General features: G+C 74.0%; 18 protein-coding genes and 1 riboswitch. Of the genes, 12 read left to right on the top strand and 6 right to left on the bottom strand.

All coding sequences use genetic code 11. The annotated features are described in order from the left end of the window. Window positions 1-91 precede the first annotated feature (91 nt). The 4 genes from ACMXGY_RS19925 to ACMXGY_RS19940 are packed head-to-tail and all read left to right on the top strand — an operon-like array spanning window position 92 to window position 3,928. A complete protein-coding gene (locus tag ACMXGY_RS19925) occupies window positions 92-2,392 on the top strand; it encodes a carbon starvation CstA family protein (RefSeq protein WP_483774706.1) in 2,301 nt (766 codons plus the stop codon). Continuing rightward, window positions 2,389-2,691, top strand: a complete 303-nt coding sequence (locus tag ACMXGY_RS19930) for a YbdD/YjiX family protein (RefSeq protein WP_483774707.1) — start codon at window positions 2,389-2,391, stop codon at window positions 2,689-2,691. The genes ACMXGY_RS19925 and ACMXGY_RS19930 overlap by 4 nt, the downstream gene beginning before the upstream one ends. A gap of 38 nt (window positions 2,692-2,729) precedes the next feature. Continuing rightward, the gene (locus ACMXGY_RS19935) at window positions 2,730-3,248 is read left to right on the top strand and encodes a hypothetical protein (protein ID WP_483774708.1); all 519 of its coding nucleotides are present in this window, start codon (window positions 2,730-2,732) and stop codon (window positions 3,246-3,248) included. A 59-nt stretch (window positions 3,249-3,307) separates the two neighbouring features. After that, entirely contained in the window at window positions 3,308-3,928 is a 621-nt protein-coding gene (locus tag ACMXGY_RS19940) for a hypothetical protein (protein WP_483774709.1), read from the top strand. Here ACMXGY_RS19940 and ACMXGY_RS19945 read toward each other — a convergent pair. After that, a complete protein-coding gene (locus ACMXGY_RS19945; RefSeq protein WP_483774710.1) occupies window positions 3,906-4,832 on the bottom strand; it encodes a siderophore-interacting protein in 927 nt (308 codons plus the stop codon). The genes ACMXGY_RS19940 and ACMXGY_RS19945 overlap by 23 nt on opposite strands. Then, complete coding sequence (locus ACMXGY_RS19950; protein ID WP_483774711.1) at window positions 4,819-5,787, bottom strand: ABC transporter substrate-binding protein; 969 nt, start codon at window positions 5,785-5,787, stop codon at window positions 4,819-4,821. Before ACMXGY_RS19950 ends, ACMXGY_RS19945 begins: the two co-directional genes overlap by 14 nt. A gap of 87 nt (window positions 5,788-5,874) precedes the next feature. On the opposite strand from ACMXGY_RS19950, the gene ACMXGY_RS19955 reads away from it, so the two are divergent. The 4 genes from ACMXGY_RS19955 to ACMXGY_RS19970 all read left to right on the top strand — a co-directional run bounded on the left by ACMXGY_RS19955 (window position 5,875) and on the right by ACMXGY_RS19970 (window position 10,050). Continuing rightward, window positions 5,875-7,089 carry a histidine kinase gene (locus ACMXGY_RS19955; RefSeq protein ID WP_483774712.1) on the top strand — a complete coding sequence of 405 codons (1,215 nt, stop codon included), beginning with the start codon at window positions 5,875-5,877 and terminating at the stop codon, window positions 7,087-7,089. Next, entirely contained in the window at window positions 7,086-7,973 is an 888-nt protein-coding gene (locus ACMXGY_RS19960) for a LytR/AlgR family response regulator transcription factor (RefSeq protein ID WP_483774713.1), read from the top strand. The genes ACMXGY_RS19955 and ACMXGY_RS19960 overlap by 4 nt, the downstream gene beginning before the upstream one ends. A gap of 83 nt (window positions 7,974-8,056) precedes the next feature. Then, window positions 8,057-8,506: a heavy metal transporter gene (locus ACMXGY_RS19965; RefSeq protein WP_483774714.1), complete on the top strand. Its 450-nt coding sequence runs from the start codon at window positions 8,057-8,059 to the stop codon at window positions 8,504-8,506. Continuing rightward, window positions 8,503-10,050, top strand: a complete 1,548-nt coding sequence (locus tag ACMXGY_RS19970; RefSeq protein ID WP_483774715.1) for a sodium/solute symporter — start codon at window positions 8,503-8,505, stop codon at window positions 10,048-10,050. Before ACMXGY_RS19965 ends, ACMXGY_RS19970 begins: the two co-directional genes overlap by 4 nt. A 2-nt stretch (window positions 10,051-10,052) precedes the next feature. Here ACMXGY_RS19970 and ACMXGY_RS19975 read toward each other — a convergent pair whose 3' ends face one another. Then, complete coding sequence (locus tag ACMXGY_RS19975) at window positions 10,053-10,982, bottom strand: alpha/beta fold hydrolase (RefSeq protein ID WP_483774716.1); 930 nt, start codon at window positions 10,980-10,982, stop codon at window positions 10,053-10,055. A 120-nt stretch (window positions 10,983-11,102) separates the two neighbouring features. After that, a riboswitch (SAM riboswitch) is annotated at window positions 11,103-11,205 on the top strand. Between the two features lie 5 nt (window positions 11,206-11,210). Between ACMXGY_RS19975 and ACMXGY_RS19980 the strand changes: the two genes are divergently transcribed. Further along, on the top strand, window positions 11,211-12,272 hold the full coding sequence (locus ACMXGY_RS19980; RefSeq protein ID WP_483774717.1) for a methylenetetrahydrofolate reductase: 1,062 nt from the start codon (window positions 11,211-11,213) through the stop codon (window positions 12,270-12,272). A gap of 33 nt (window positions 12,273-12,305) precedes the next feature. Continuing rightward, entirely contained in the window at window positions 12,306-14,798 is a 2,493-nt protein-coding gene (metE, locus tag ACMXGY_RS19985; RefSeq protein ID WP_483774718.1) for a 5-methyltetrahydropteroyltriglutamate--homocysteine S-methyltransferase, read from the top strand. A 106-nt stretch (window positions 14,799-14,904) separates the two neighbouring features. On the opposite strand, the gene ACMXGY_RS19990 is transcribed toward metE, so the two are convergent. After that, the gene (locus tag ACMXGY_RS19990; RefSeq protein ID WP_483774719.1) at window positions 14,905-15,156 is read right to left on the bottom strand and encodes a hypothetical protein; all 252 of its coding nucleotides are present in this window, start codon (window positions 15,154-15,156) and stop codon (window positions 14,905-14,907) included. A 57-nt stretch (window positions 15,157-15,213) separates the two neighbouring features. Then, entirely contained in the window at window positions 15,214-15,462 is a 249-nt protein-coding gene (locus tag ACMXGY_RS19995; RefSeq protein WP_483774720.1) for a DUF2630 family protein, read from the bottom strand. A 146-nt stretch (window positions 15,463-15,608) separates the two neighbouring features. On the opposite strand from ACMXGY_RS19995, the gene ACMXGY_RS20000 reads away from it, so the two are divergent. Both ACMXGY_RS20000 and ACMXGY_RS20005 read left to right on the top strand, forming a co-directional pair. Continuing rightward, a complete protein-coding gene (locus ACMXGY_RS20000; protein ID WP_483774721.1) occupies window positions 15,609-16,010 on the top strand; it encodes a VOC family protein in 402 nt (133 codons plus the stop codon). A gap of 613 nt (window positions 16,011-16,623) precedes the next feature. After that, complete coding sequence (locus ACMXGY_RS20005) at window positions 16,624-17,130, top strand: FBP domain-containing protein (protein ID WP_483774722.1); 507 nt, start codon at window positions 16,624-16,626, stop codon at window positions 17,128-17,130. Between the two features lie 70 nt (window positions 17,131-17,200). On the opposite strand, the gene ACMXGY_RS20010 is transcribed toward ACMXGY_RS20005, so the two are convergent. Further along, the gene (locus tag ACMXGY_RS20010; RefSeq protein WP_483774723.1) at window positions 17,201-19,486 is read right to left on the bottom strand and encodes an MMPL family transporter; all 2,286 of its coding nucleotides are present in this window, start codon (window positions 19,484-19,486) and stop codon (window positions 17,201-17,203) included. Window positions 19,487-19,750 lie beyond the last annotated feature (264 nt).

Genomic DNA, 19,750 nt, shown 5'->3' on the forward strand with positions numbered 1-19,750 from the left:
CGACCGTCCGCCGTCGTGACCTGGATCACGTCCGCACGCCTCCCTAGCCTTCCGGGGTCGGACCGCAACGACGCGACCCTGGAGAGGCTCGATGACCACAGACACCCGCGCGGCGCGGAACGCCGCCCCCGACGACGAGCCGGACATCGTGCCGGACGCGTCGCTGCCCCCCACCGCCGTCCCGGACTCCGTTCCCGGCGCAGGCACCCGCACCCGGTGGACGCCGCAGAAGATCGCGCTCTGGGCGGCGATCTCGCTGCTCGGCGGCATCGCCTGGGTCATGCTCGCCGTCGTGCGCGGCGAGACCGTGAACGCGATCTGGTTCGTGTTCGCGGCCGTGTGCACGTACCTCATCGGGTACCGCTTCTACTCCAAGGTCATCGAGCGCTACATCACGCGCCCCGACGACCGCCGGGCGACGCCCGCCGAGTCCCGCGAGGACGGCAAGGACTACGTCCCGACCGACCGCCGCGTGCTCTTCGGCCACCACTTCGCCGCCATCGCCGGCGCGGGCCCCCTCGTCGGCCCCGTGCTCGCGGCGCAGATGGGCTACCTGCCGGGCACGATCTGGATCATCGTCGGCGTCGTGCTCGCAGGCGCCGTGCAGGACTACCTCGTCCTGTTCTTCTCGATGCGCCGCGGCGGCCGGACCATCGGCCAGATGGCCCGCGACGAGCTCGGACGGGTGGGCGGCACCGCCGCGATCGTCGCGTCGCTGCTCATCATGATCATCATCGTCGCGATCCTCGCGCTCGTCGTCGTCAACGCGCTCGGCGAGAGCCCGTGGGGCGTGTTCTCCGTCTCGATGACCATCCCGATCGCGCTGTTCATGGGCGTGTACCTGCGCTACCTGCGTCCCGGGAAGATCACCGAGGTCTCGCTCATCGGGTTCGGCCTGCTCATGGCCGCGATCGTCGGCGGCGGCTGGGTCGCCGACACCGCGTGGGGGGCGGAGCTCTTCCACCTCGACCGTACGACGATCGCCGTCGGGATCATCGTCTACGGCTTCGTCGCCGCGGTGCTGCCGGTGTGGCTCCTCCTCGCGCCGCGCGACTACCTGTCGACGTTCATGAAGGTCGGCGTCATCGTCGTCCTCGCGGTCGCCGTGATCGTCGTTCGGCCCGAGATCACCGTCCCCGCGATCAGCGAGTTCGCGAGCGGCGAGACCGGCCCCGTCGTCTCCGGCGCCCTCTGGCCCTTCCTCTTCGTGACGATCGCGTGCGGCGCCCTCTCCGGGTTCCACGCGCTCATCGCCTCGGGCACGACGCCCAAGCTCGTCGAGAAGGAGCGCCAGACGCGCTTCATCGGCTACGGCGGCATGCTCATGGAGTCGTTCGTCGCGATCATGGCGCTCGTCGCCGCGATCTCCATCGACCGCGGCATCTACTTCGCGATGAACTCCTCCGCCGCAGCCACGGGCGGCACGGTCGAGGGCGCCGTCGCGTTCGTCAACGGGCTCGGTCTCATGGGCGTCAACCTCACGCCGGACATGCTCACGTCCACCGCCGCGGCGGTCGGCGAGCCGTCGATCGTGTCGCGCACCGGTGGAGCGCCGACACTCGCGCTCGGCCTCGCGCACATCATGCAGCAGCTCGTGGGCGGCACCGCGATGATGGGCTTCTGGTACCACTTCGCGATCATGTTCGAGGCGCTGTTCATCCTCACGGCCGTCGACGCCGGCACGCGCGTCGCCCGGTTCATGCTCCAGGACACGATCGGCAACGTCGCGCCGAAGTTCCGCGACGTCACGTGGCGACCCGGGGTCTGGTTGTGCACCGCGATCATGGTCGCCGGGTGGGGCAGCATCCTCTACCTCGGCGTGACCGACCCGCTCGGCGGCATCAACACGTTCTTCCCGCTGTTCGGCATCGCGAACCAGCTCCTCGCCGCCATCGCGCTCGCCGTGGTGCTGGCGATCGTCGCCAAGCGCGGGCGCAGCTACCAGCGCTGGCTGTGGATCGTCGCGGCGCCGCTCGCGTTCACCGCCGTCATCACGATCTGGGCGTCGATCGAGAAGATCTTCTCCCCCGTCCCCGCGGTCGGGTACTGGGCCAACCACAACGCGTTCAAGGACGCGCTCGCCGCCGGCGAGACGTCGTTCGGCACGGCCGGCTCGGTCGAGGCCATGGAGGCCGTCGTCCGCAACACGTTCGTCCAGGGCACGCTGTCGATCGTGTTCGTCGTGCTCGCGATCGTGGTCATCGTCACCTCGGTGCTCGTGACCGCCAAGGCCCTGCGCGACGGCGGCGGCGAGAACCACGAGGACCCGCCCGTGGCCTCGCGCCGGTTCGCCCCGGCCGACATCGTCGCGACGAAGGCCGAGAAGGAGATCGAGAAGGAGTGGGCGGCGCTGCCGCCCGAGAAGCGTCCTGTCGCGACGGGGCACCGGTGACGGTGCGACAGGGCACGCAGGGTCCCGCCACGACGGTCCGCGCGACCGTCGTGGCGGGGCGCTCGGCCGGCCGGGCAGCCCGCCTGTCCGCGGTCGCGTCAGGCGTCGTCCGGCGCGTGCACGACGGCGCCGCGTCCGTCCGCTGGTACGTGCGGCAGGTCATGGGCGACGACGCGTACGCCACGTACGCCGCGCACCAGAGCTCCGTGCACCCGGGCTGCGTCGTGATGACCGAGCGCGAGTACTGGCGCATGCGCCACGCCGAGCAGGACGCCAACCCCGGGTCGCGCTGCTGCTGACGCCATGTCGTCGAGCATGGCCCGCTAGCGTGACCGACGTGCCACGCCGCCCCGTCCCCATCACGTCCGACCCGCCGCGGGGGACCTTCTCCGCGTGCACCGTCGTGCTCGCCACCGACCTGGAGACGGCGGCGAGGTGGGTCGCCGACGCGTTCGGCGCGCTGCGCTGGAAGCGACGGGCGTCCGACACCGCGCACCGCGAGGGCGCGTCTCTGTGGGAGGTCGGGGGCGCAGCCCGTGCGTTCCTCCTCGACGACCTCGACGTGCTCCGCCTCGTCACCCCGCGCGCGGCGGCCTTCTTCTCCCACGGGCGGGCCGTCGCGACGATCCAGCCCGACGGCCCCGCGCACCGCACCGTCGTCACGCTATCCCTCGTCGAGGGGCAGCTCTCGTGCCGGGAGAGCTTCGGTGCCGTCGCTCGGCACCTGCACGAGACCGCGGGCGGCGCCCGGGCCCTCCCGCCCGGCGACGTCCCGGTGTGGACGAGCGCGTACGACCTGCCCGTCGGCTCCCCCGGCGACCCGCGGTCGCGCAAGCGCCTGTTCCGCGGCTCCTGAACGTCCACCCGGGCGGGCCGCCCGGCGCGGGTGCGAGAGGCCGTGGGACGATGGCGCGCGTGACGGAGCTGACGCTGCACGACGACGCCAAGCGCCGCGTGGTGCGCGCCAACCTCACGTACGTCGCGATCCTCGTGCCGATCCTCGGGCTGACGGCGGTCTCCGTGGGGATCGGCACCCGCAACCTCGCGCTCGCGCTGGGCTACGGGGCCCTCGTGCTCACGATGATCCCGCTGACGTACGTGCTCGCGCGCCGCTTCACCGACCGCTCTCGCGTCACCTTCGGCGACGGGTCCGTGACGGTCCAGGGCTGGGGCCGGCCGCAGCGGTTCACGGTCGCCGACGTCGAGCGCGTCGTCACCGTCGACAGCTTGGGGTTCGCGGGCACGACGCCGACGCACCACCTCATCGTCGTGGGGCCGACGAAGCGCCTGGCCCTGCCCGTCGGGCAGATGTGGGACCGCGGGCAGCTCTCGGCCCTCGCGCTCGACCTGGCGCACCGCGGCGTCCCGCTCAACCCGATCCACCAGCCCGTGACGCCCGCGCAGCTGCGGGCGATGGACCCGCGCCTCGTGCCGTGGCGTCAGGCGCACCCGGTCGCGCTGGGCCTGCTCGTCGGGCTCGGCGTGCTCCTGTTCTTCCTGGTCGCGTTCGTCGTCATGGTCGCGATCCTCGTCTGACCGGCGCGTCGGGCCGAGCGCGGTCGTGCCAGTAGCCCTGCGCGTGCACGCGCGACCGCTCCACGCCCGCCGCCACGAGCTCGGCCCGCACGCGCGCGACCGTGGCGCTCTCCGTCGCGCACCACGCGTAGAAGCCGCCGCCCGCCGCGGCCGCGGACCGGCCGTGCTCCGCGACCCAGCCGCGGACGGCGCCCAGCACCGCCCGCTCGACGCCGCGCCGTCGTCCGCGAGGCACGTGATCGACGCGCACGGTCGCCGGCACGTCACCCAGCGGGGCGTCCGCCGGGTCGTCGGCCTCGACGAGCGCGTGCGCCCGGACGTCGGGGCCAAGGCTCGCGAGGATCCCGCGCACCGCGGGCGCCGAGGTCTCGTCCCCGACGAGGAGCACGTGCCCGACGGCGGGCCCAGGGTCCCACTGGGTGCCGTGGTCGGTCACGCCGAACCGTGCGTGCGGTGCCGACAGCAGGACGCGGTCGCCGGACACCGCACGACGCGCCCAGGCGCTCGCCGGGCCCGCCGGCTCGTGCAGGTAGACGTCGAGGTCGACCTCAACGTCCTGTGCCCGCACCGCTGCGGGCGTGTACGAGCGCATGACCGGTCGCAGGTCGTCGTCGAGCGCGGACCACTCGCGCCGCCACGTGCTCTCGTCCGCCAGCCGTGCGCGGTGCGCGAGCCGGTCCGCACCCGGCCCGGGGAGCAGGATCTTCACGCGCTGGTCGAGCCCGACGTCGGCGCACCCCGCGAGGTCCGGCCCGGCGAGCGTCACGCGTACGAGGCGCGGCCCGACGTCGAGCACGCGCGCGACCGTCGTGGGGAAGAGGACGTTGGGCGACCGGTGGAACCGGCACCCGGACGGGCTCCCGGCCGTGGCCGAGGGCCCGTCCGCCCGGTCAGGAGCCGGCACGGTCCTGCAGGAACCGCTCGATGTCGTCCAGCACGGCCTGCCCGCCGAGCGGGCCGACGCCGCTGATCCACGACGCCTGGTCCACGACGCGCACGTCGGGGAACGACCCGGCGTTGAGCGGAATCTCGGCCGGGACCGCGGACGCGTCGTCGGGGTCGGCGGCGGAGACGAGCACGAGGTCAGCGGCGGCCTCGGTCACGCGCTCCGGGGACAGGTCCACGGAGATGTCCTCGCCCCAGTCCTGCTCCGGGGTCGTGAACCCGACGCACTCGAGCGTGCTGCCCGCGAACGACCGCGGCCCGTAGGCGGAGACGATGCCGTCGCGCGGGCGCAGGAGCTGCGCCGTCCCGGAGACGTCGTAGTCCTCCTGGAGCTGGGCGCAGCGCTCGTCGTAGGCGTCGAGCAGGGCCTGGGCGTCGGCCTCGCGGCCGAGCGCGCGCCCGACGAGCAGCACGTTCTCCTGCCACGGGTCGGTCTGCGTCGCCATGAAGACGGTCGGCGCAACGCTCGCGAGCTGGTCGTAGAGGTCGGCGTGCCGCGACTCGGTGCCGAGGATGAGGTCGGGCTGCAGCGCGGCGATCGCCTCGAGGCTCGGCTCGGGGACCGTCCCCACGACCTCGATCGCCTGCGCCTCCTCCCCCAGGTACGCGGGCACCCCGGCCTCGACGCTCAGCACGGCGGCCCCCACCGGGACGACGCCGAGCGCGACGGCGGTGTCCGTCTCGACGGGCTCGAGGGTCACGACACGCTGCGGGGCCACGGGGATCTCCGCGGTGCCGCGCGCGTGCTCGACGCTGTACCCCGACCCGGTGTCGTCCGGTGCCGGCGTGCCGGTCGCAGCGGGCTCGAGGTCGGACGAGCACGCCGCGAGCAGGGCGGAGGCGAGCACGAGAGCGGTGGCGAGGGCGCCGCGGCGCACGCCGGGGCGGGACGCCGAGGTCCGGGAGATCGGCACAGAAAGTTCCTTTGTCGATTGGGATAGGGCTGCCTTACCTTATCTGGGAAGTCGGGTGCCGGATGCCGCGCTGGTTACGATCGCTGCATGTCCGGGCCCGTGTTCGCCGGCGCCGTCGCCGGTCTCGTCGTGGGCGTCCTGCTCACGCTCGGGCTCGTGCTCGCCTGGCGGCTCGCGCGCGGGTCGCGCGAGCTTGGGAGCGACTCCGACCGGGCGACGTTCCGCACGCTCCACCTCGCGTCACGCGCCGCGACGCACCTGCGTGGCGGGCTCGACGGCGACGACGTCGGGCGGGCGGCACGGTCGCTGCGCCAGCTCCTCGGCGCGGACGCGCTCGCCGTCGTCACCGCCGAGGGTGCCGTCGCGCTCGACGGCAGCTCGACGCTCGAACCGGACGCGCGCCGCATCGCCGAGCGGGTGCTCACCACGGGTCGCCGCCACGTCGAGAGCGACGGACGGAGCGGTGACGTCGTGCGCGGTGACGTCGTGCGCGGTGACGTGGCCGACGCCGTCGGGGTGCCGATCGTGGCGGCCGGGCGCGTCGCGGGCGTCGTCGTCGCGTTCGCCGACCGGGTGCGCCCACCGCTGGTGCGCGCCACGGGCGAGGTCGCGCAGTGGTGCTCGGCCCAGCTCGAGCTCGGCGAGCTCGAGGCGTCACGCACCGCGCTAGCGCAGGCCGAGCTGCGCGCGCTGCGCGCCCAGATCAGCCCGCACTTCGTCTACAACGCCCTCGGCGCGATCGCGGCGTTCATCAGCACCGACCCCGAGCGGGCGCGCGACCTCGTGCTCGACTTCGCCGACTTCACGCGCTACTCGTTCCGGGGCCGCGGGGACTTCACGACGCTCGCCGACGAGCTGCGCTCCATCCACTCCTACGTCGAGCTCGAGCGAGCCCGGTTCGGCGAGCGCCTCACGGTCACGCTCCAGATCGCACCCGAGTCGCTGTCGACCGTCATCCCGTTCCTGTCGCTGCAGCCGCTCGTCGAGAACGCCGTGCGGCACGGGCTGGAGCCGAAGGAGCAGGGCGGCACCATCGTCATCACCGCGCTCGACGAGGGCACCCAGACAGCGATCACGGTCGAGGACGACGGCGTCGGGATGGAACCCGCCGTCGTGCGCGAGCTCCTCACGTCGCGGGGCACGGCGCACGTGGGGCTGCGCAACGTCGACACCCGTGTGCGCCAGCTCTACGGCGACGACCACGCGCTCGACATCGAGACCGCGCTCGGCTCGGGCACCCTGGTCCGGCTGCGTGTGCCCAAGTCGCAGCCGCTGCACGAGACGGAGGTGAGCGTGCCGTGACGACCCCGGACCAGGGCGCCTCGCGCGCCACGGCGAGCGCCGCCGTCGGGCTCGACGTGCTCGTCGCGGACGACGAGCGGCCGGTGCTCGACGAGCTCGTCGCCCTGCTGCGCCGCGACCCGCGCGTGCGGTCGGTGCTCGGGGTCGCGACCGGGTCCGAGGCGCTGCGCGAGCTCTCGACCCGCGCCCTGGACGCCGCGTTCCTCGACATCCACATGCCCGGTCTCACGGGCCTCGACCTCGCCCGCGCGCTCACGCGCTTCGCCGACCGCCCCGCGGTCGTCTTCGTCACCGCCGACGAGGCGCGCGCCCTCGAGGCGTTCGACGTCGAGGCGGTCGACTACGTGCTCAAGCCGGTGCGCCGCGAGCGCCTCACGCGCGCCGTCGACCGGGTGGTGGAGCGGCTCGCCGACCGCACGGGGCGTGGCGGCGGGTCCGGGCGTGGCGCCGGGTCCGGGTCCGCCGCGCCCGACGGCGCGGGGTCGCCTCCCGCGAGCGCCGCGCCCGTCGGGGGTGCCAGCGCCGCGGAGCGTGACGTCCCCGACGACGAGACGCTCGTCGTGACGGTCGGGACGACGACCCGGCTCGTACTCCGCAGCGCCGTGCGGTGGGTGCAGGCGCAGGGCGACTACTCGCGGCTCGTCACGGACACCGAGCACTTCCTCGTCCGCGAGCCGCTGTCGGACCTCGAGGAGCGGTGGGCGCCCGCCGGGTTCCTGCGCGTGCACCGGTCGTACCTGGTGGACCGCACCGCCGTGACCGCGGCGCGGTTCGGCGGGGCGCAGCCCGTGGTCGTCGTCGCGGGGCGCGAGGTGCCCGTGAGCCGTCGCATGGTCCCGGCGGTGCGCGAGGCCCTCCTGCGCCCGCACCGGGGCGAGCCGTGACGGCCCCGCCGCCGTCGCCGTCGGGCGAGCCGCCCGAGCCGGTCGACGAGAGACGCACCCCGGGCCGAGAGATGCACTCCGGCGTGCATCTCTCGACCGAAGGTGCAGCACTCGCCGCCCCCGGGTCGGCGCGCGTGCGCGTGCGGTCGACGGACCCGGTGCCCGACGGCGGTCGCGCACCCCGCGGTGACGTGCCCACCCGGGCCGGTGATGCTGCCGAGACGGACGACGCCACCCTCTACACGCGCGGGCTCGTCCGGGCACAGCTGCGCCTGGGGCTCGCGTGCGTCGTCTCGTTCCTCGTGGCGGTCGCGCTGCTCACGCTGACCATGACGGGGGTGCCGGCGCTGGACGACGTGGTGCTGCTCGGCGTCCCGCTGCCCTGGATCCTGCACGCGTACGGGTTCTACCCGGTGATCCTCGCGTTCGCCGTCGTGTTCGCCGTCGCGGCGGCACGCAACGAGCGCCGGTACCGGGCGCTCGTGGAGGGCGGGTCGGGCGACCCGGGCACCGACGACGGCGGTGGCGCATGAGCACCGCACTGCCCCTGGTCGCCGTCGGGCTGCTCCTCCTCGCGACGGGCCTCATCGGCTTCTACGGCCTGCGCATCTCGCGCACGACGAGCGACTTCTTCGTCGCGTCGCGGACCGTGCGGCCGGTGTGGAACGCGTCGGCGATCAGCGGCGAGTACCTGTCCGCGGGGACGTTCCTCGGGCTGTCCGGCCTCGCGCTGCTCGCGGGCGCCGAGGCGTTCTGGTTCCCCGTCGGCTACGCGGCCGGGTACCTGCTCGTGCTGCTCTTCGTCGCCGGGCCGCTGCGGCGCAGCGGCGCGTACACGATCCCGGACTTCGTGCACGCGCGGCTCGACTCCGTGGTCGCGCGCCGCCTCACGAGCGTGCTCGTGCTCGTCATCGGCTGGCTGTACGTCGTGCCGCAGCTCCACGGCGCCGCGCTGGTCATCACGAGCGTCGCGCCGGTGCCGCCGTGGGTCGGGTCGGTGGGGATCGCGGTCGTCGTGAGCGCCGTCGTCGCGGCCGGCGGCATGCGGTCGATCACGTTCGTCCAGGCGTTCCAGTTCTGGGTGAAGCTCACCGCGCTCGCCGTGCCGCTCGTGGTCGTGCTCATGGCGATGGGTGGTGCGTTCGAGCCCGGTGGCGCGCCGGGCGTGACCTCAGACCCCGCCGCAGCCTTCCCCCACGAGGCCGGGCCGGCGGGCCTCGACGCCTACGCGACCGTGTCGCTCCTCCTCGCGCTGCTGCTCGGCACCACCGGCCTGCCGCACGTCCTCGTCCGCTTCTACACCTCGCCCGACGGCGGCTCGGCCCGCCGCACCACCGTCGTCGTGCTCGTGATGATCAGCGTGTTCTACATGGTGTCGAGCACGCTCGGGCTCGTCGCGCGCGTCGTCGCGCCGGACCTCGCCCGGCCAGGCGTCGCCGACACCGTGGTCCTCGAGCTGCCCGCGCGGCTCGTGCCGGGGCTCGGGGGCGAGGTGCTGACGGCGCTCGTCGTCGCGGGCGCGTTCGCCGCGTTCCTCGGGACGTCGTCCGGGCTCGTCGTGGCGCTCGCCGGGGTCGTGAGCCAGGACCTCTTCGGCGGGACGGTGCGTTCGTTCCGCTGGTCCGCCGTCGTGTGCACGGCCATCCCGCTCGCCGTCGCGCTCGTCACCATCCCGCAAGGGCTCGTGACGAGCGTCGGCACGGTGTTCGTGTTCGCCGCGTCGGCGCTGTCCCCGGTGATCCTGCTCGGGGTGTGGTGGCGCGGGCTCACCGCGCGCGGCGCCGTGGCCGGCATGGTCGTCGGGTCGGTCCTGTGCGCGACGGCGCTGCTCGCCTCGTCCGGTCTCGCCGCGGCCGGGTACGCGACCGGTGCGGGCGTCGACGGCGCCGCGGCCGTCGTGCGGTCGCTGCTCGCCCAGCCCGCGGCGTGGACGATCCCGCTCGCGACGGCGACCGTCGTCGTCGTGTCGCGGCTCGACCGGCACGGCCCGCCCCTGCGCACCGACCGCTTCCTGCGCCGCCTGCACGTCCCCGAACGGCTCCAGTGGCCGGGCGCTGCGCCGTTGCGCGAGCCGTGACGCTACGTCCGCCCCGGCTCGGGGCCGGGTCCGCGGCGAGGTCGTGCGGCGGTCTGCTCGCGTTCGAGCACGTCGTCGACGAAGATTGCGAGCAGTTCGGCGACCTCCGCCGAGTGCGTCTCGAGCAGGAAGTGCCCCGCGTCGTAGACGTGCACCTCGAGCGAGGCCATGACCTCGTGGTAGGCGAGGATCTCGCGGATGTCGAAGAACGTGTCGAACCGCCCCCACAGGACCAGGCACGGCGGCTGGTGCTGCCGGTGGTACTCCGCGATCTCGTCGAAGCGCGCCACGTGCGTGCGGTAGTCGGTGAACAGCCGGAACTGCAGGTCGGTCATGCCGGGCTGCGACAGCCGCTCCCAGTCGAGGTGCCACGACTCGGGCGGGTGCAGCTCCTGCACCTCCGGCGGTGACCCCGCGAGGTACTGGTCGCGGGTCCCCTCGAAGGTCAGCCACTCCGGGAGCAGCTCCTTGTTCTCAGCGCTCGGGTCCGCCCAGAAACGTCGCGCCGTGTCCCACGCCTCGCCGAGCCCGGCGTCGTGAGCGTTGCCGTTCTGCACGACCAGTCCCAGGACCCGGCGCGGGTGTCGCAACGCCAAGGAGTACCCGACGGGAGTGCCGAAGTCGGTGACGTAGAGGACGTACCGCTCGATCCCGAGCGCCGCCAGGAGCGCCTCGATCACGTCCGTCAGGCGCTCGAACGTGTACTCGTCGGGCGGGAGGGCCTCCGAGAACCCGAAGCCCGGGAGGTCGGGTGCGACGACGTACGCGTGCTCGCCCAGCACCGGGACCACGTCGCGGAACGAGTGGGACGACGCAGGGAAGCCGTGCAGCAGCACCACACCGGTCGACGAGCGCACACCGGCCTCGCGGAGGTGGACGCGCACGCCGTCCACCTCACGCACGAGGTGCCGGGGCTTGGCAGAGTGCTTCATCGGACTCCTCTCGACCGGACGGCCGACCACCTGCCCGCCATCATAGGAACGAGCACTCGGCCACGCGTCTCACGGAGCGAGCATGCTCGACCAGATGGCGGATGCCCCGTAGGATCGGGTGAACCATCCAGAGCGGTCGAGAGTCCTGGCTCGACGACACCGCAGCAACCCGCCGACGGAAGCCTCCCGAGGACAAAGGTGCTAACGCCAGGGTCGATGGAGTGACGCATGGTCTCAGAGGCATCCTTCGCGCACCGCCCGGGCAGTCCCCGGCCGACGGTGTCGTTCGAGCTCATGCCCCCGCGGCGCCCGGACGCCGCACCGAAGTTCTGGGAGACGGCGCGGCGGCTCGTCGCGACGCACCCCGACTTCATCTCCGTGACGTACGGCGCCGCCGGGACCGACCGGGCCACCGCCCGCCAGGTCGTCGGGCGGCTGCTGCAGGGCACCCCCGTGCTGCCCATCGCGCACCTCACGTGCGTGGGGGCGTCGCGCGAGGACGTCGAGGCGGTCATCTCCGACTTCCTCGACGAGGGCGTGCGCTCCTTCCTCGCGCTGCGGGGCGACCCGCCGCGCGACCAGCCCGACTGGCGGCCCGCGGCCGACGGCGTCCGGTCGTCCACCGAGCTCGTCGCGCTCCTGCGCGAGGTCGAGGCGTCGCGCTGCGCGTCCGACCCGGCCGTCGCCCTGCGCAGCGCCACGCGCCCGCTGACGATCGCCGTCGCGACGTTCCCCGACGGGAACCCCGCCGCCGGGACGACGCGCACGCAGGAGGTGCGCCGCCTGTGGCAGAAGCAGCAGGCCGGCGCGAGCTTCGCGATCACGCAGCTCTTCTACGACGCGTCGTCGTACACCGACTTCGTCGCCGAGGCCCGCGCGGCTGGCGTGACGATCCCCATCCTCGCCGGGCTGCTGCCCACGACGGAGCCCGCGCGGCTCCGTCGCGTCGAGGAGCTCACGGGCGTGCGCGCGCCCCAGCACCTGCTGGACGCGCTCGACGCCCTGCCCGACCCGGAGGCGCAGCACGCCTACGGGATCGCGTACTCGGTCGACCTCGCGCAGCGCGTCCTCGACGCGGGCACGCCCGGTCTGCACGTGTACACGTTCAACAAGCACCGCGCCGCACTTGACCTGCTCGAGGGTGTCCACCTCGGCGGCGGGTCGCGCGGGACCGGGGGCAGCACCAGCGCTGCCGCCGCCCCGCTCGCCCCGGACCTGGCCAGCGGGCCGTGGGTCACCGGCACCTCCCTGCCCACGACGAGCGCAGCCACGCACGGCACGCCCGTCTGATCGGTCCTGAAGGACCAGCAAGAGGTTTCGATCATGGCCACCTCCCTACCCTCCCCTACCCAGAACCCGGTCCCGTTCCCGGCCGGCACCGTGCTCGGCTACCCGCGCATCGGGCGCCGACGCGAGCTCAAGAAGGCCGTCGAGGCCTTCTGGGCCGGGCGCACGAACGCCGACGAGCTCGAGGCCACGGCCCGCGAGCTGCGGCTCGCGACCGTGCGCCGGCTCGTCGAGCTCGGCCTCGGCGCCGACGACGCGTCCGTCCCCGGGTCGTTCTCCTACTACGACCAGGTGCTCGACGTCGCAGCGTCCCTCGGGGCCGTGCCGTCGCGGTTCGCGTCGCTCCTCGGCACCGGTCCGGACGATGCCGGTCGCCTCGACCTCGCCGGCTACTTCACCGTGGCGCGCGGCGCCGGCGATGACGCCCCGCTCGAGATGACCAAGTGGTTCGACACGAACTACCACTACCTCGTGCCCGAGATCGGCCCGGACACCCCGATCCGGTTCGTCGACGACCGCGTCGTGCGCGAGTTCGTCGAGGCCAAGGAGGCCGGGGTCGTGACGCGGCCCGTCGTCGTCGGGCCGGTGACGTTCCTCGCGCTGTCGAAGGCCGCCGACGACGCCCCCGCGGGGTACTCGCCGCTCGACCGTCTGGACGACGTCGTGGCTGCCTACGCCGACCTCCTGCGCGCGCTCGCCGCGGCCGGAGCGCCGTGGGTCCAGCTCGACGAGCCCATCCTCGTCACCGACCCCGCGAACGCCGAGGAGCTCTCCGCGGCCGTCGAGACGGCGTACCGCGCTCTCGCGACCGACCTCCGCCCGGTGCCGAACCCGGGGTCGCTCCCTACGGAGCCCTCCGGGTCGGGAGACATCCAGGGTTCGGCACGGGACGCGCGGCCCGCCATCCTCGTTGCTGCACCGTACGGTCGACTGGAGACCTCGCCCAGCCCCGACGGCCGCTACCACGACTTCCTCTGGGTCCTCTCGGACACGGACGTCGAGGCGATCGCGATCGATGCGGTGCGGGCGGACATCCCCGACGGTCTGGCGCACGACGGCCTCGCGCGCAAGACACTCGTCGTCGGGCTCATCGACGGGCACAACGTCTGGCGCGCCGACCTCTCCGCGAAGCTTGAGGTGCTCGGTTACGCGAGCAACTTCGCCGGTGGCGCCGTCTCCGTCAGCACGTCGACGTCGCTGCTGCACGTGCCGCACGACGTCGAGGACGAGACCTTTGCCGAGCCGGGTGCCGCGACCGGCACGACGCTCGACCCGCGCCTGCGCGACTGGCTCGCGTTCGCGGACCAGAAGGTCGGCGAGGTCGCGACGCTCGCCCGCGCGCTCACGGAGGGTCGCGACGCCGTCGCGACCGAGATCGAGGCGTCCCGCGCGGCGGTCGCGTCACGCGCCGCGGCGAGCGGCGTCGTCGTGCCGGCGGTGCGCGAGCGCGCGGCCGCGCTGACCGCCGCGGACTTCGCGCGCGGGGACTACGCCGAGCGTGCGGCCGCCCAGCAGGAGCGTCTGAACCTGCCGCCGCTGCCGACGACGACCATCGGGTCGTTCCCGCAGACGCCGGAGATTCGCCGCGCCCGCGCGCAGTGGACCAAGGGCGAGCTCTCGGACGCGGACTACACGGCCGCGATGCGCGCGGAGATCGCGCGCGTCGTCGCGCTCCAGGAGGAGCTGGGCCTCGACGTGCTCGTGCACGGCGAGCCCGAGCGCAACGACATGGTGCAGTACTTCGCGGAGCACCTCGACGGGTTCGCCGTGACCGCGAACGGCTGGGTGCAGTCGTACGGGTCGCGCTGCGTGCGCCCACCGATCCTGTGGGGCGACGTGACCCGCCCGGCGCCGATCACGGTCGAGTGGTCCGCGTACACGGCCTCGCTCACCGAGAAGCCGGTCAAGGGCATGCTCACCGGCCCGGTGACGATCCTCGCGTGGTCGTTCGTGCGCGACGACCAGCCGCTCGGGGACACCGCCAACCAGGTGGGCCTCGCGCTGCGCGACGAGATCGCCGACCTCGAGGCGGCGGGCATCGGGATCGTCCAAGTCGACGAGCCCGCGCTGCGCGAGCTCCTGCCCCTGCGCAAGGCCGATCAGCCGGCGTACCTCGACTGGTCCGTGGGGTCGTTCCGGCTCGCGACCTCCGGGGTGGAGGCGGCCACGCAGATCCACACCCACCTGTGCTACTCGGAGTTCGGCGAGGTCATCGGCGCGATCGACGGCCTCGACGCCGACGTGACGTCCGTCGAGGCGGCGCGGTCGCGCATGGAGATCGTGCCGGAGCTGCGCGACGCCGGGTACTCGCGCGGCATCGGGCCGGGCGTCTACGACATCCACAGCCCGCGCGTGCCGTCCACCGACGAGGTCACCGAGCTCCTCGAGCTCGCGGTGAAGGCCATCGACCCGAAGGTCGTGTGGGTCAACCCCGACTGCGGCCTCAAGACCCGCCGCTACGAGGAGACCGTGCCGTCGCTCGAGCACCTCGTCGCGGCCGCGAAGGCGGTCCGGGCGACGCTGGCCTGACCCGGTCCCGCCGAGGTAGAGGCCTGGTCCGCCGAGGTAGAGGCCTGGTCCAGCGAGGTAGAGGCCTGGTCGCGACCAGGCCTCTACCTCGCGGGGTCGGTGCCCGTCAGCGCTCGGTCGTGCCCGTCCACGACATGGGCCACATGAAGGCGAGGGTCGCCGCGGCGAGCCCGCCGACGAAGAGCCACACGCCGCCGTCGACGCCGGACATGCCCGCGCCCATGAGCACGAGGCCCCCGACGAACAGCACGAACGACACGACGAAGCGCGCGAACGCGCCCGCGTGGCCCGGGATGTCGCGACCTTCGGTCCCGGTGGGCAGGGGGCTGTGCTCCGCCTGCTCGCTGCTCGTGGTCATGGACGTTCTCCTTCTGCGGCTGTACGGGGAGTGCTGGGGCCGGTCCCGCTGGCGGGATCAGTCCAGGTAGTTCTCCACCGTACCGGGATCGCGCACCGTGGCCGCATCCGGGTCGCTCCCAAACTCACGCGCGGCGTCGCGCTGGCGCAGGAGGTCCCAGCACTGGTCGAGCTCGACCTCGATCGCCCGGAGCCGCTCGTGCGCCTGGCCGCCACTGATCGCGTCCTTCGCGAGCTGCTCACGGAGCTCGCGCTCCTGCGCCACGAGGTCGCTGATCGTCCTGCGGATGCCACCGTCCGTCGTCATGCGGTCCACGGTATGCCCGACGGCGCCCGCGCGCCCTGCCTGCGAACGCCGTCGTGCGGTGGTTGCGAGCGACGCCGGGCGGCCCGCGCGGACGCTCGCCCCGGACATCCGCGTCCGTGGCGCGGCCGGCCCCTACCCTCGAGCACATGACGACGACGATCGGCCGCACGGTCCTGCTCTGCCGCGACCTCGACGCGAGCGCCGCCTTCTGGACCGACGGCTTCGGGTTCGGCACGCTGTTCCGCGGCGAGACGGACGGGTTCCCGCTCCTGCACGTCGGTCCCGGGCGCGTGGACGAGCCCGGGCTGTGGCTCGTGCCTCTGCCCGACGGCGCCGCTCCCCTGACACGGTTCGGCCTGCCGAACCTCGTGCTCTACGTCGACGACCTCGATGCTTCCCTCGCGCGGCTCGCGGCGATCGGCGTGGACCCGTTCGTCGGACCGGACGAGGACGCGGGCGACCGGTTCGCGCACGTGAACGACCCGGACGGCCACCGGATCGTCGTGGTCCAGCTCGGGGCACCGTCGTCAGCACAGCCCTCGGCATAGCACCGGGGCCCACCGTTCTCGCCGAACCCGGGGTTACCGGTCACACGGACGCTCCGGTGACGCGAGATCCCGGGCTCGGCGGCTGCCTGGCGGGGATCGTCCGGGCCGGCGCCCCCTCCTCGGCCGACGTGGCCGCTTTCACGTTGACGGCGACGCCCCGCGAGGCGCACCATCGACAGGGACGGTTGCCGAGGGCAGCCGTCCGTCGTGCCGGACGCGCACGACAGGTCAGGTCGCGCTCAGGGCGCGCCGTACGGGACGAGGAGGCGCGGATGCACGGCACCGCAGGCTGCGAGGTGGCCATGACGGCCTGCTCGGGCACGTCCCGCTCCCGCACCGTCCTCCGCTGAGCCACCGGGCCGTACCCCGACTCCGGTGACCGCCCGTGCCGAGCGCTCGGTCGGCGTCGTCCAGACTCTGCGACGACGCCTTCCCCAGCACTCCGCGGGTCTCGGCGACAACGGTTGCGGGCACACCGCCCTCCCCGCCTCGTCCAGCCACGCCCCGCCGCGCCGTCGTGCGCCCGGGCGACCCCGTCGTCGTGCACGCCGGCACTCTGCCGCGCCGCGCCGTCGGACGGGCGGGACCGTACCGACACGGAAGCCGTGAACCCATGAACCCCCTGACCGAGAAGCAGCTCCGCGCGTCCTTCGTCAACGCGTCCAAGCGCGAGGCCGCGCAGGCGACCCTCCCCGACCTCGACGCGCTCGACTGGGACCGCCTCGACTACCTCGGGTGGCGCGACCGCAAGTCGCCGCTGCTCGCGTACGCCGTCGTCGAGGTCGACGGCGAACCGCGCGGCGTCCTGCTGCGCTCGACCGACGCCAAGACGGGCGGCATGCGCAAGCGCGCCGTCTGCGCGTGGTGCGAGGACGTCGTCGTGACGGAGGACGTCAGCCTCTACGTCGCACGCCGCGCCGGCGCCGCGGGCCGCCGCGGCAACACCGTCGGCACGCTCATCTGCACGCACTTCCTGTGCTCGCAGAACGTGCGCCGCGCCCCGACCCGCACGGAGATGGGCGACGACGAGTCGATGCGCGAGCTGTTCGTCGAGCTCCGCGTCGACGGCCTCCGCGAGCGCTCCGCCCGCTTCGTCACCGAGGTCATGCGCGACGCCTGACCAGCGTTCTACCTCGCCGACCACGGTTCTACCTCGCCGAACCACGGTTCTACCTCGGCAGACCGGGGTTCTACCTCGGCGGCGCAGAAGGTGACGCCGAGGGAGAGGCCGAGGGCGGAGCGGGGGTGGGGCGGGTCGTGGTGGGTCTGGCGGGAGCCCGCGAGGAACGAGCGGGCGGATGGTAGACCCGCCCCGCCCCCGCTCCGTCGTCGGCCGGGGTGACCCCCGAACCGGCCGAACCGACGCCCGGCCACCAGTTCCACCGCCCGAGCAGCGTCATCGTCGCGGGGAGCAGGAGCCCCCGGACGACCGTGACGTCGAGCAGGACGGCGACGGCCATGCCGATGCCGACCTCCTTCATCGCGACGAGCTCGCCCGCCGCGAAGCCGAGGAAGACGATGCCGATGGCGACGGCCGCCGTCGTGACGACCGGGCCGGACGCGGTGATGCCGCGGAGGACGGCCCGGTCGTTGGCGACGCGCGGGTCCTCGCCGGGGCGGCGCGCACGCCACTCCTCGGCGGTGCGGGAGAGGAGGAACACCTCGTAGTCGGTCGACAGGCCGAACACGAGCATGCCGACGAGCAGCGGCGTCGTGACGTCGAGCGCGCCCCACGGCTCGAACCCGAGCAGCGAGGCGCCGACGCCGTGCTGGAACACGGACACGAGCACGCCGAGCGTCGCGGCGAGCGTGAGCAGGTTGAGCAGCAGCGCCTTGAGCGGCACGACGAGCGAGCCCGTGAGCAGGAAGAGCAGGACGAACGTGGCGAGCACGACGACGCCCGCGGCGAGCGGGAGACGCTGCGCGAGGTGCCCCTGGGTGTCGACGACCTCGGCGGCGGGACCGGCGACGTGGACGTCGAGGTCGGTGTCGAGGGCGCGGATCGCGCGCACGAGGTCCTGCGCCTCGGCACCGGTCGCGTCGCCGCCCGCTCCGACGTCGGGGGTGATGTCGACGACCGTGACCTCGGGCGGGTAGCCGGTGTCCTGCATGGCGTCCTCGACGCCGGGCAGCGCGGCGACCTCGTCGAGGTGGTCGGCGACGCCGGGAGCGTCGACGGGTGCTTCGACGAGCACCGTGATCGGGGTGACCCCGAGGTCGGCGAAGCGCGAGGTGGTGGCGTCGGCGGCGAGGCGTGCCTCGGCGTCGGCGGGCAGCGACCGCACCTCGGAGCTGCCGAGAGTGAGGGAGCCGAGCGGCGCGGCGAGGGCGAGGAGGAGGGCCGTCGCGCCGAGCGTGACGAGGACGGCGTGCCGCTGCGCGGTGCGCGCGAGGCGTCCGAGCAGCCCGGCACCGCCGCGGCCGGCCCACGGGTGGGACCACGTGCGCGCGCCCGGCGCGGGGATCGCGCGGTGCCAGGTCGCCACGAGAGCGGGGACGAGCGTGAGGCCGGCGGCGGTCGCGACGAGCACGACGACGGCGCCCCCGACCGCCATCCCGGAGAGCAGGGAGTCGCCGAGCAGGAGCAGGCCGGCGAGCGAGATCGCGACGGCGAGGCCGGAGGCGAGCACCGCGCGGCCCGCGGTCGCGAGCGTCCGCCCGACGAGCTCGTCCACGGGCGCGTCGGGTGCGGTGGCGCGTTCCTCGCGGAACCGCGCCAGGACGAGCAGGCTGTAGTCGACCGTCAGCCCGAGCCCGAGCAACGTCACGACGTTCACCGCGAACTCGTTGACGGGCACGATCCCCAGCAGGCCGCTGAGGACGAGCAGCGCGACGGCGATGGACGCGAGCGCGGAGACCAGCGGGAGCAGGCCCGCGCGCAGCCCGCCGAGGACGATGACGAGCACGACGAGCAGCACGACGATCGCCGCACCCTCCCCGACGGCGGCGTCGGTGATCGCCTGCTCGACGAAGGCCTCCTCCGCCAGCAGGGAGCCGCCGACGAGCACCTCGGGGGTGTCGACCGTGTGCAGGCGGTCGGAGATCTGGTGGGCGAGCGCGAGGGCCTCGTCGTCGCTCAGCGCGGGGTCGAGCTCGGCGACGACGAGCGAGCCCTGCCCGTCGTCGGCGATGAGGCCGCCGCCCGTGTAGGCGTCGGTGAGCTCGACGACGCCGGGCAGCGCACGGATCCCGTGCATCACCTCGCTCGCCTGCGCGACGAGCTCGGTCGAGAAGTAGTCGCGGCCGGACAGCACCGCGACGACGGTCTCGCCCTCGGGCGAGAGCTCGTCGAGGCGCTCGGCCGCGAGCGCGGACGCGCTGCCGGGCGGGGCGGGCTCGACGTCGGTGGTCTTGTCGAACACGGCGCCGCCGAGCACGGCACCGAGCACGAGGAGGATCGCCCACACGGCGAGCACCACGGCCCGACGCCGGGCGGCGAACCGTCCGGTCCGGTGCAGCAGGCGTCCGAGCGCCATGGCGTGACTCCCCTCGTCGGGATCCGTCGTGTCAGGAAACAAGCCCCCGCGCGAGCGCGCGAGGGCATGAGGTGAGCACCCTACGCGAGGACGGAGCGCCGTCGGACCACGCTCCGTCCCCCGCGGGACGTCTCTCGGTGCGGCCGGGCGGGGGCAGGATCGCCCCCGCCCGGCCGGGTCCCGGGGCGGTCGGGCGGGGGCAGGATCGCCCCCGCCCGGCCGGGTCCCGGGGCGGTCGGCTCAGGCCGACCGCCCCGGGCTCCG

The sequence above is a fragment of the Cellulosimicrobium sp. G4 BAM 1002 genome, assembly GCF_057126935.1.

Bases quoted from the DNA above. Each gene is read 5' to 3' on its own strand.
- ACMXGY_RS20005 (WP_483774722.1), top strand. From the start codon at position 16,624: ATGAACCCCCTGACCGAGAAGCAGCTCCGCGCGTCCTTCGTCAACGCG.
- ACMXGY_RS19980 (WP_483774717.1), top strand. From the start codon at position 11,211: ATGGTCTCAGAGGCATCCTTCGCGCACCGCCCGGGCAGTCCCCGGCCG.
- ACMXGY_RS19995 (WP_483774720.1), bottom strand. From the start codon at position 15,462: ATGACGACGGACGGTGGCATCCGCAGGACGATCAGCGACCTCGTGGCG.
- ACMXGY_RS19975 (WP_483774716.1), bottom strand. From the start codon at position 10,982: ATGAAGCACTCTGCCAAGCCCCGGCACCTCGTGCGTGAGGTGGACGGC.
- ACMXGY_RS19925 (WP_483774706.1), top strand. From the start codon at position 92: ATGACCACAGACACCCGCGCGGCGCGGAACGCCGCCCCCGACGACGAG.
- ACMXGY_RS19970 (WP_483774715.1), top strand. From the start codon at position 8,503: ATGAGCACCGCACTGCCCCTGGTCGCCGTCGGGCTGCTCCTCCTCGCG.
- ACMXGY_RS19955 (WP_483774712.1), top strand. From the start codon at position 5,875: ATGTCCGGGCCCGTGTTCGCCGGCGCCGTCGCCGGTCTCGTCGTGGGC.
- ACMXGY_RS20010 (WP_483774723.1), bottom strand. From the start codon at position 19,486: ATGGCGCTCGGACGCCTGCTGCACCGGACCGGACGGTTCGCCGCCCGG.
- metE (WP_483774718.1), top strand. From the start codon at position 12,306: ATGGCCACCTCCCTACCCTCCCCTACCCAGAACCCGGTCCCGTTCCCG.
- ACMXGY_RS19990 (WP_483774719.1), bottom strand. From the start codon at position 15,156: ATGACCACGAGCAGCGAGCAGGCGGAGCACAGCCCCCTGCCCACCGGG.
- ACMXGY_RS20000 (WP_483774721.1), top strand. From the start codon at position 15,609: ATGACGACGACGATCGGCCGCACGGTCCTGCTCTGCCGCGACCTCGAC.